Genomic DNA, 11487 nt, shown 5'->3' with positions numbered 1-11487 from the left:
AAACAGGTCGTGTCCGGCTTCTTTGTTATACTTCTTTAAAAGAGACTTTCAATTATTTAAAATCAGTCGAAAATTTCCAGTTTGTTTTATAGTCCTCAGAAACAGGTAAATCTTCTAAGAGGATTCGGAGCATTTCTACGGGCATTATATTTTCTTTTAAAACACGGTCATGAAACTGTTTTTCTGTCCATCCTTTTGCCAGCAGTTCATTTCTTAAGGCATAAAACTGTAATCCGCCTGTCATATACGCTGTCTGATATAACGGTGCGTCTCCGCTCGCAAAAGAACGTCTTACTTCTGCTTCTGCATTTGCTCTTTCGTGGCCCACTTCATTTACTAATAAATCAATACATTGCTGCGGCGTCATTTCTCCCAAATGATATTTCAATGAAAAAATAATTCGTGCACAGCGGTGGATTCTCCAAAATAACATTCCGAGTTTTTGCTCTGGTGTCTGCGGAAATTGTTTGTTCCAAAGTATGATTTCCCAATACAAAGCCCAGCCTTCCATCCAGAATGGTGTATCAAAAGGCTGGCGGTACGACTTGTAACGGCTGTTCATGAAAAACTGTAGGTTATGTCCCGGAAGCAGCTCATGCTGAACGGTTGCGAATGAAAAATTTGGGTTGTTCCCCCGCATACTCATCAACTTATCCTTCTGGTCCATATCTTCTGTTGGATACGAAATGCTAATTTCCCAGCCTCCGGTAAAAAACGGGTTTATCTTTTGACGTTCTGGTGTCATCATAATCATCTGCCAGGTTTCTTTTGTCAAATCCGGCAGGGTAATTAAATCCCGGTCTTCTATAAATTTTACAGACTGATTGTACAAATTCGTAATCGCCTGTGGCTGTTCACCAGCCTGAACGTAAGTATCTTTAACATGCTCAAGGGCTTTTTTCCAGTCATTTCCGTAGCCTAATTCCGTTGAGGCTTTAATCATTTCTTTTTTACACCATTCAAACTGATTTTGTGCAGCAGCGATCAATTCTTCTGGCGAATACGGAATATATTCGTAAGCCAGACTTTTTATTATGGCTTCTCTCCCTATTGGTTTTCCTATAATACCGCTTCCGTCGTCTTTTATACTTGTCTTAGAATAGTTTGTTCTTAAAAAGTCTTCGTAGTTTTTAAGTTTGACTGATAAGTTCTTATACGGTTTTTCCATCCACCAGGTAAAATCAGGATCATAGCTGTAATAAAACTCATAAGCTTCTTTTAATGATTTCTGAAATGCTGCTGCTGATTTTGCTGCTTTATCTGCAGCAAACCAATCTTTAAAAGGTTTGTTTTTCAGCAGTTCTGTTTTTTTATCTATGCTAACTCCGGCATCATCAAATGCTTTGGCAAGCTGCTTTGAAACCGGTCGTTTTCCTCTTCTTCTTTCCTGAATAAAAAGTGTGATATCATTTGTAAAATCTAATACAGGCTGTACTTCTTTATAGGCTTTAAACTCTATCTGCAGGAAATAGTTTTCTTTACTAATCAGGTTTTTAAGCAGCAGATAATCGACTTTGGCATCTTTAGACAGGCTTTTAAAATCAATCTCTCCCAGCTTTTTTGTCCAATCGTCATAAAATTTAGAAAAGCGTACATAATATTCTTCTGATTCGTTGTTAGAATAAAAATTCTGCAGTGCCGTTTTATCTGACTGATATGTATTGACTACATCTGTAAGCTCGCTGGAAAACAGAGGCGTTACCACAAATAAAAATAGAATAAAACTTAAAATTGATTTTTTCATGTTTTTGGTTTAATGATTCTGATTTTTTTTGGCTTTTGCCACTAATTACACGAATTAAATTTGCAGAAATCGTGTGATTCGCGGCAAACTTATTTTACTTTTCTATTCACTATTTCAGTGTCACGTCCAGATAAACAGAATGACGTCCGTAGGTTTCATAAAAAGGTTTAAAAAGAACGCCGTCTATAATAAACTGCAGTTTTTTAGGATCTCCACTTATCGATCTGCTAATATCTTTAGCCTCTAAGGTTACTTTACGCCAGTCTTTTCTCGGTTCTGGTTCTTGGGCTGCCAGCAATACCGGGCCGTAAAATAAGCTCGCAATGTTTTGCTGATCCATAACCGGTTCCAGATGAAACTCAAATGGCATGCGCAGTTCTATAATATCTCCGTTTTTCCAGCTGCGGTTCAAAGTAAGGTAACTTCCCGGCTGTACTTTTACATTTTGTTCTTTGCCATTTATGGTTACAAAAAATCCTTTTGATGCCCAGTGCGGTACACGTACCTTAATATCGAATTTTCCATTTCCTTTAATCATTAATTTGGTATTATCTTCTTTTGGAAAAGCGGTTATCTGTTCAATCGTTATATTTTTTTCTTTCCAGTTTAAAGTTGAAGGCACATACAGATTTACATAAAGTGCTTTATTATCGGCACTTTTAAAATAAATCGAATTCTGAAATTTGGTATTACTTTCGATGGCTGTACCGTTGCAGCAGGTAAAACCTGTCATGTGCGGATTCCCAAATTGTTTTACTGAGCCGGGTCTTAACGGAACATGATAGGTATTTGCCGGACTATTCTCTGCTACAGAAGCCAGAATGTGGTTATAAAGACCACGTTCGTAATAATCCATCAGCTCGGCACGCTGTTCATACAGGAACAAATCTCCGGTTAATTTAAGCATATTGTAAGTTGCACAGGTTTCATTTTGACCGCCGGATGAAAAACCGTTTTCATAAATGGTAGCCGGCTGACTGATAAAACATTCTGCATTAGCGGGATTTCTGGCCCCTGCAACGCCGCCAATACTGTACATATAATCGTTTACTGCTTTATACCAAAAATTATCGGCTATGTGGTAATAATCAGCAGAATTAGAATCACGGTACATTTCAAGCGCTCCCATAATCTGCGGAATATGCTGATTGGCATGCAGTCCGCGAAAAGTATCAACGTTTTTAGCCAGTCCGTGTGAATGTTTTGCATCACCGTAAAACACTTTTATATTGTCAAACAATTGTGCTGCTTCAAGATAATGAGGATCTTTTGTAATTCTGTACAATCTTGCCATCGCTTCATTCATACCTCCAAATTCTCCGGCAATATAGCGGTTCCACATACTGATAAGGGTTTCTTCAGGCAGTTTTTTCATACGGACATAAACCCAGTCTCCCATTCCTTTAGCTGTTTTTAGCGCTTTTTCGTTACCGCTTACTTCGTAAACATCCATTAATCCGGCAAGAATTTTATGTAAAGTATAATACGGTGCCCAAATTTGAGTTTTCTGCCCTCCATAAGCTGCCCCGTTTTCCAGCATTATAAACTGATCCGGCGGATAGGCACTAATAAATCCTTTTCCCCAATTCCAATAATCAGTGCGGATACCTTCGGCACTCAAATCAGAATCGTAGGCTGTTTTACCTGGCCCAAATGGCACAGCAGCTGGATCTGATATATATTTCCCGCCAGTTTCCTTTGGGCTGCCTGACATTTGCGATAATTGATACAATATATTTACCATATAGTTCATCTTATCGGCAAAATTGGCCTGCAATGTTTTATCATATCCCGTACCTGCATACGCCTGAGCAATTGCTGTGAGATAATGTCCTGTGGCGTGTCCGCGTAATTTGGTTTCCTGAGTATCCCATACACCCAGCGGCTCTGCTCCTTTTGGCTGTTCCTGTCCAAAAGCATTACGGAACATATACAGAAAAGAATCAGGATCTGTCTGTGCCAGTGTGGTGAAGAACTTATCACGGTTTTCGATAAATTTTGTATGTTCTCCGTGGTTATTATTATTTAAAGAAACCTGATCCAGACTAAAAACTTCTAATTTACGCTCCGGGTTATTTGCTTTTTTCGCCTCTTTTACAACTACAACAGCTTTAGGCTTTAAATCTGTACCCGGAACACTTCCCGTTACGATGTATTTACCTGTTTTAAGCACCTGATTATTATCTGTTGGCGAAGGCCAGGTTACACGAACTTCCGGACCAGTAATTCTGTCACGATATATGCCTTTTATAAATGCAGGAAGTCTTGGCAGATTTCCCTGTGTTGTTTCTACTTCAATATCTGAAACACTGGTCAGGTATTGATTATACAATTGCGGAGTTGTTTTAGAAAATAACGGAAGATCTGCTTTTAGGTCTTCTTCTGCTTCTTCTTCCTGACCTGCGGTTAAAGCATTATTATAAATCCTGTTAACTTGTTTATCGCTTAATGCAATTCTGTAAATTCTAAAATCGTGTAATTTAGCATTGAGATAACTATTCTCAGAGATTAATGACTTCCCTATGTACAATGTATTTTTACTGCCGGAATTTTTATCAAATAACTGCTCCAATTCCAGATTTACATTTTTTGTTTCACCTGCCAATACTCCGTTTACATAAGTACTCATTGTTTTAGACGGAATATTAACCACAACGGCTATATGATTCCATTTTCCTTCTTCCAGAGCTGCTGCCTGTGTATCATATTGTTCTGTACCTTTTGTGATTTCTGTATACAAACCTTCTTTATCTTTTGTGCCTATTGGGGCGAGATATAAATGGGATTTGGCATCTTTTCCAAAATCAAAAAAACACTGGTCTTTCTGTTTAGAACGCATAAAAATCCATCCTGTAATACTTAGAGATTCTTCACCAGACAGTGCTTCGCCTGGAATCGAAACAAAAGCCTGATTATCGGCCAGCAGATACAATACTCGTCCAAACTGTTCATCATTGACAAATTTAGCTTTAGAATCTTCTATTTTTCCATGCCAGTTGTTTCGTGACCAGTCTTTTACATCACCATCAAATAAATAGCGGGCAATTAGTCCAGTCTCACCAATTCCATCTAAAATCTGATCACCGTTTTGTGCCTGTACAGCAGTTGTACACAATGCCCAAAAACTCAGCCATGTCCAAATAAGTACTTTATATCTTTTCATAATTCAATTTTTCTCCACGATTTAAAAATCTCTATACTATTCTTTTAATGTTTTTACTTGTAAATTTCTTCCCAGGCCGGAGGTACAACACCCAGCAGATATTTTACAAAATAGTCACGGCGTTTGCGTTCTCCATAATCACCTCCGGCAGAATGTCCCATTCCCGGAACGATTACGAGCTCAAAATTTTTATTGGCTTTTATTAAGGCATTGGCAAACTGCATAGTCGAAGCCGGATCAACATTATCATCTAATTCACCCAAAATGAGCATTAAGTTTCCTTTTAGCTGTGCTGCATTTGCCGTATTGGAGCAGGCTTCATATTCAGCACCTACGGGATATCCCATCCATTGTTCATTCCACCACATTTTATCCATTCGGTTATCGTGGCAGCCGCAGGAAGCTACCGCAACATCATAAAAATCTGAATTAAAAACCAGAGCTGCTCCGGCATTTTGACCTCCGGCCGATGTTCCGTGAATTCCAACCTTATCAATATTCATATATGGATATTTAGCCGCGGCGGCTTTTATCCAGAGTTTTCTATCCGGGAAACCTCCGTCTTTTAAATTTTTCCAGCATACATCGTGGAAAGCTTTAGAGCGGTTTGAAGTTCCCATTCCGTCGATCTGAACCACAATAAATCCTAATTCTGCCAAAGAAGACATTGCCCAGTAATATGGTTGAAAATTCTTTGGAACAAAGGAATCCTGCGGTCCTGCATAAATGTATTCTATAACAGGATATTTTCTATTGGGGTCAAAAGTTGTCGGGCGTACAATTACTCCCCAAATATCTGTTTTGCCATCCCTGCCTTTTGCCGTAAAAACTTCCGGTGCTGTCCAGCCCGTTTGCTGCAGTTTAGAAATATCTGCCTCCTGCAGGGGCAGGATAGTTTTTTGAGTTTCTGTACTTTTTAAAACTGTAACCGGCGCAGCATCAACTCTTGAATACTGATCTATGTAATATTTATAATCCGGGGAAAAAGTAACTTTATGATTTCCATTTTCTGTAGTTAATCTTTTAAAGTTTTTCCCATTAAAATCAATTCGGCAGAAATGCAGTAAATAAGGATCCTGACTGCTGTCTAATCCACTGGCGGTAAAATAGATTTGTTTTTTTTCTTCATCAATTTTAATTACTTCTCTTACAGGCCAGTTCCCTTTTGTTATCTGATTTTTTACTTTACCTGTAAGGGCATCGTATAAATACAAATGATTCCATCCGTCACGCTCTGAAGCCCAAATGATTTCTCCGCTTTTTCTGCTGTTATAACGGTATCTTTTTCCACTGTATTCTATAAAAGTAGGGCTCGTTTCTTCTATAAGAACTTTAACTTTCCCTGTTGCAGCATTTACTTCTAAAACACGGTATACCTGATGCCCTCTCTGATTGTATTCAAAAGTAAAAGCACTGCTGTCGTCTTTCCATTCTATTTCTGAAAGATCGTATTGCTGCTGAAATAAATCGGTTGAAACAGGAATTTGTGTTTTTGAAGCAATAATAAATACCTGCGGACTTTTAAAAGGAAGCTGATCTCCGGGTTTTAAATAATCTCTGGTTTGTAATTTAGGCTGAAACTGATCTGACGGACTTGATTCTACAAAATAGATTTTATGCTCTTCGCCGGGTCTGACTTTATAAGTCATTATTTTTTGACTGTCCGGCGACCACTGCATATAGGAAGAATAAAAAAAACCTTTTGAACCATCATAACTTAACTGGGTTTCTGCTTTTGTCTTTTTATTTTTTATATACAGATTATAATTTTTAATAAATGCAATGTATAAGGAATCCGGCGAACCTACAGGTTTATTGCCTAATTCATCAAAATTTCCGCCCCAATAATCATCTTTTTTTAATGATTTTTTATAGTCACCAACTTTTGTCAGTTCATAAGTATTTAAATTGCAGGAAAGCTTAAGTGAATCTGCTGTAAAAGTTAATGTTGATAATGTTTTATCAAATTCCAGATTTTCGACTGGCAGTTCATTTACATTTACTTCTTTTCCTATAATTTTTGACAATGACTGTGCTAATTTAGTATGGTTAAAAGCTGGATCTTGTTTCTGCTGTTTAACATCGGCCAAAAGAAATTCTTTCCCTTTCCCGATGTTATTACTATACCAGACATAATCATTCCCAATCCAATGAAATTCATTAGGAGCATTAAATACTTTGTTCTTAAACAAAGAATCTACCGCATTTGCTCTTTTATAGTCTTTCAGCGTACCCTGGGCCTGACTGATTAAACACCACCAAAGTGTTAAAAATACACTTATTTTTTTGCCAGTTGTCTTCATAATTTAAATATGAATAAAAATATATAATATTTATTGAGTTAGCTGGGTTAATATTAACATATACTAATATTATATTATCCCTGGAAATTACAATGTGAAGAATAATTTGTTATTAAATGCTAATAACCGGACCGTACATCGTTTTTGACTGCATTTTTAGGGATAAATGAAAATTTTTGGATGCGTGTAGAGGACACATCACTTAGAGACGCACCTCACATTTATTGATATACCGGACGTTAGACGCACTGCTGTGCGTCTCTACATGGTACGTCACAATATATAATTATTAATTCGGGTCCTTCTCTTTAATAAAATAATAAATTGGAATTCCCATTAGCATAATTAAAACGCCCCAGCCGCAGGTCGAGAATTTGGTGAACAATAACGAAACACAAACCGCTGATGCAATCAGGATATATAAAAAGGGTAAAAATGGATATCCAATTGCTTTATAAGGACGAACGGTATCCGGCTGTTTTTTTCGAAGAATGATAATTCCGAAAATCGTGAGGATGTAAAAAATAAGCACGATGATAATTACAAAGTCTAATAAATCACCGTATTTACCGGTGAAACATAATACAGAAGCCCATAAACATTGTGCCCAAAGCGCCCATGCCGGAACACTTTGATGGTTTAGTCTGGCTGCTTTTTTAAAAAACAAGCCGTCATTTGCCATCGTATAATATACTCTGGCTCCCGCCATAATTAATCCGTTATTGCAGGCAAAGGTTGAAATCATAATCATAAGTGCAATAATGAGTGTTCCGATATTTCCGAAAATATACTGTGAAGCCACTACTGCTACCCTGTCTGATTTTGCAGCGGCGATTTCGCTTAACGGAATAACTGCTACATACATCAGGTTGGTTAATACATAAATGATTGTTACAATCAGGGTTCCTAAAAACATACTTAACCCTACATTACGTTTAGGATTCTTGATTTCTCCTGCAATAAAAGTTACTCCGGTCCAGGAATCACTGGAAAACAAGGTTCCAACCATTGCTGCTGAAATACCCGAAATTAAAGCTGTAGTACCAATAGGCATCCACGAAGCAGTTTCGAGATTAAAAGAATGCGGCGTCCAGGCATCATGCCAGTTGGCATTCCATACAGAAGCTTTGGCCGCTAATGTGAACCCAAAGATGATTAATCCTGAAATGGACAGAATCTTTATAATCGTTAGGATTGTCTGTAGAATTTTGCTGTTTTTTACACCGCGCGTATTTAGATAGGTTAGAAAAAAAATGGTAACGATCGAAACGATCTGGGCTACATTAAGTTTAAAATTTCCTATTTCATACAGTATATTTTCGTCACTTACTGCGGGAATAATATAGGCTGTAAATTTTGAAAAGGCCACGCCAACAGCGGCAATGGTTCCGGTTTGAATGACTGCAAAAAAACTCCAGCCATACAGGAATGCTATTAATTTATTATAGGCTTCTTTTAAATACACATACTGACCTCCGGCATTAGGAAACATAGCGCTTAATTCTCCATAACTTACAGCAGCGATCATGGTAATAATTCCGGAAATGAGCCATATTAATATAAGCCATCCCGTAGATCCTACCTGTCTGGCGATATCGGCACTGACAATAAATATTCCCGACCCAATCATGGAACCTACCACAAGCATGGTCCCGTCGAGAAGTCCTAATTCTTTTTTAAATTCTTCATGGTTCTGGTCTTTCATTTTTTGGTTTGTTTGGTTGTTTTTTTGGTTGTTTTTGATCAGGATTACAAAGAATAATTGAAATTCGAAATAGGTTTTATATTTTGAATTTAGTTGTGAGTTTGGTTATTATTTCATTTGTAATCAATAGTTTTAAGACTGAAAATTTTGGCAGACGATAAATTTAATTCGTGTAAATTCGTGTAATTCGCGGCAGCTTAATTTGACAGCAAAAAAAATCAGCTTCATGATAAAAATGAAGCTGATTTTGTTAGAGCTGAAACATCTGCGTATTTACAGAAGCTGGTTTCTCAGCAATAATCTCTGATACTATTTTTCCTGTTGCCGGAGCCAGGCTTAATCCCATCATGGCGTGACCTGTTACTACTGTCAGGTTTTTAAGTTTTTTATCTCTGGCTATTATCGGCATTCCTGACGGTGTGCAAGGTCTGAATCCAAACCAGGTATCTTCTTCTTTTGGTATTTCAATTTTTAACTCCGGATAGAAGTCATTAATTGAATTTACAATTCCCTGCAGCCTGTTTTGATTGATTTTGATATCATTTGTATGAGTAATTTCCATTGTTCCTCCAAAACGAATATCGGTATTCATAGGAGTTACAGCAACTTTTCCTTCGCATAAAATAGAAGGAATCGACGGTTTATGTTCCTGATCTTTTAAGGTAAAACTATATCCTTTTCCCGGCAGGATCGAGATATTTATATTAAGTTTTCTGGCAATATACGGACTCCACGATCCGGCAGCCAAAACAACCTCATCTGTAGTAAAAGTGCCTTTATCTGTTATAATTTCAGCGACTTTGTTATTCTTTAAAACAAAATCGTTAACGGACGTATTCTGTTCAATTTTTACATTCATCCTGTTTAATTCATCTTTTATAAACTGCATGAATTTCTGCGGATAAATATGGGCATCGCTTTTATAATGAACCCCTCCTATTACATCTGTTACAGTTCCTTTTTCCAGCTGGGAAACTTCTGCTTTAGAAAGAAAATCAACCTGAAGCCCTAATCTTTCAGCTAGTATCCCTTCATGTTCAATTTCTATACCTGTTTTATCAGTTTTAAACAACATTAAAAGTCCTTTTTCTTCATAAAAAAAAGAGCTGTTCTGCCTGGCAAAATCCTGATATAGTTCTTTGCTCAAAAGCGACAAATCCCGAAGTGCGGGCATTGCTTTTTCGACATGTTTATAATTGGCATGTTTATAAAACTGAAGTCCCCATTTCATTAAATCTAAATTTAAGCGGGGTTTAACATAAAACGGACTATGACTGTCAAACATCCATTTTATGCCCTGGGCAATCATTCCGGGTTGTGCCAGCGGAATTATATGAGAAGGGACAATCATTCCGGCGTTACCATATGAACAGCCGTCATTCATATCTGATTTATCAAAAACTACTACTTCATATCCTTCTTTGGCTAAATAATAAGCTGAACACAATCCTATTATACCTCCGCCTATTATACTTACTTTTTTCATTAATATTATAAATTTAAAAATTCATTGGTCCAGGATTTTTGTAAACCAATGAATTTTTGATCGTACTCTTTTTTCTAAATTACCTGAAATCCAAAAGCATAGGGATCATCATCTTCATCAATGATGATGTTGTTATAACCGTACACTTTTGCCCAGCCCTGAATGCTTGGTACAATGGCTTTGATATCGCCTATTGAAGTTTCTTCTTCTACTTTGCCAATAAATTTGCTTCCTATAAAGCTTTCATGGATATATTGTTCTCCTTTTTTTAGTTTTCCTTTTGCATGCAGCTGCGCTATTCTTGCCGAAGTTCCGGTTCCGCATGGTGAACGGTCAATTGCTTTATCTCCGTAAAAAACGGCATTTCGCCCTGATGAAGCGGGATCAATAGGATCACCCGTCCATAACATATGGCTTACATCACGAATCGTATCATTTTCGGGATGAATGAAGAGATTGGGATATTTCTTATTGATGCTTTTGCGGACTTCCTGACTGTACTGCACAATTTTTCCTGCTGTAAAATCCTGAATGCCTGAAAAATGCTGCTGCGGATCGACAATCGCATAATAATTCCCGCCATACGCTACATCAAACACTATTTCGCCTAATTCAGGACAGTCAACCGTCAGGCCTTCGGCAGCCAGATATGATTTTACGTTGGTTAAACGTACCCAGTCGACTTTTTTCCCGGTCTGCTGATATTCTATCTGCACTAAACCTGCCGGGGCTTCCATTTTTATTTTTCCGGGAATTTTTGGTACTATCAATCCTTCTTCTATAGCAATGGTTATGGTTCCAATGGTTCCGTGGCCGCACATAGGGAGACAGCCTGATGTTTCGATAAACAGGATTCCGAAATCATTTTCAGGATTGCTTGGCGGATATAAAATGCTGCCGCTCATCATGTCATGACCTCTGGGTTCAAACATAAGTCCTTTTCGAATCCAGTCGTATTCTTTTAAAAAGTGCTGGCGTTTTTCGCTCATATTGTTTCCAACGAGGTTTGGACCGCCTCCGGCTACTACTCTTACAGGATTTCCGCAGGTATGTGCATCAACGCAAAAAAATGTTTTTTTTGGCATA

Annotated in this window: 6 protein-coding genes; all 6 read right to left on the bottom strand. The window is 37.7% G+C overall.

Annotation, left to right across the window (positions count from 1 at the left end):
- Positions 1-52: 52 nt before the first annotated feature.
- Positions 53-1744: a DUF885 family protein gene (locus AABD74_RS14640; protein WP_406843326.1), complete on the bottom strand. Its 1692-nt coding sequence runs from the start codon at positions 1742-1744 to the stop codon at positions 53-55.
- Positions 1745-1853: 109 nt separating this feature from the next.
- On the bottom strand, positions 1854-4907 hold the full coding sequence (locus tag AABD74_RS14635; protein ID WP_406843325.1) for a beta-L-arabinofuranosidase domain-containing protein: 3054 nt from the start codon (positions 4905-4907) through the stop codon (positions 1854-1856).
- 53 nt (positions 4908-4960) lie between these two features.
- Positions 4961-7210, bottom strand: coding sequence for a DPP IV N-terminal domain-containing protein (locus tag AABD74_RS14630; protein ID WP_406843324.1), 2250 nt, complete (start codon positions 7208-7210; stop codon positions 4961-4963).
- A 289-nt stretch (positions 7211-7499) separates the two neighbouring features.
- Complete coding sequence (locus tag AABD74_RS14625; protein WP_406843323.1) at positions 7500-8915, bottom strand: APC family permease; 1416 nt, start codon at positions 8913-8915, stop codon at positions 7500-7502.
- A gap of 250 nt (positions 8916-9165) precedes the next feature.
- Positions 9166-10401 (bottom strand): NAD(P)/FAD-dependent oxidoreductase, encoded by a 1236-nt coding sequence (locus AABD74_RS14620; RefSeq protein WP_406843322.1) that lies wholly within the window; start codon positions 10399-10401, stop codon positions 9166-9168.
- 74 nt (positions 10402-10475) lie between these two features.
- Complete coding sequence (locus tag AABD74_RS14615) at positions 10476-11486, bottom strand: 4-hydroxyproline epimerase (RefSeq protein ID WP_232678604.1); 1011 nt, start codon at positions 11484-11486, stop codon at positions 10476-10478.
- Position 11487 lies beyond the last annotated feature (1 nt).

It is taken from the genome of Flavobacterium soyae (assembly GCF_045348165.1).
Classification (GTDB): Bacteria; Bacteroidota; Bacteroidia; order Flavobacteriales; family Flavobacteriaceae; genus Flavobacterium; species Flavobacterium soyae.
Note: the sequence above shows the minus strand (reverse complement) of the source record. Positions and strands in the feature narration are given on the sequence as shown.

Coding starts and splice junctions, on each gene's coding strand:
- AABD74_RS14640 (WP_406843326.1), bottom strand. CDS start 1,744: ATGAAAAAATCAATTTTAAGTTTTATTCTATTTTTATTTGTGGTAACG.
- AABD74_RS14625 (WP_406843323.1), bottom strand. CDS start 8,915: ATGAAAGACCAGAACCATGAAGAATTTAAAAAAGAATTAGGACTTCTC.
- AABD74_RS14620 (WP_406843322.1), bottom strand. CDS start 10,401: ATGAAAAAAGTAAGTATAATAGGCGGAGGTATAATAGGATTGTGTTCA.
- AABD74_RS14615 (WP_232678604.1), bottom strand. CDS start 11,486: ATGCCAAAAAAAACATTTTTTTGCGTTGATGCACATACCTGCGGAAAT.
- AABD74_RS14630 (WP_406843324.1), bottom strand. CDS start 7,210: ATGAAGACAACTGGCAAAAAAATAAGTGTATTTTTAACACTTTGGTGG.
- AABD74_RS14635 (WP_406843325.1), bottom strand. CDS start 4,907: ATGAAAAGATATAAAGTACTTATTTGGACATGGCTGAGTTTTTGGGCA.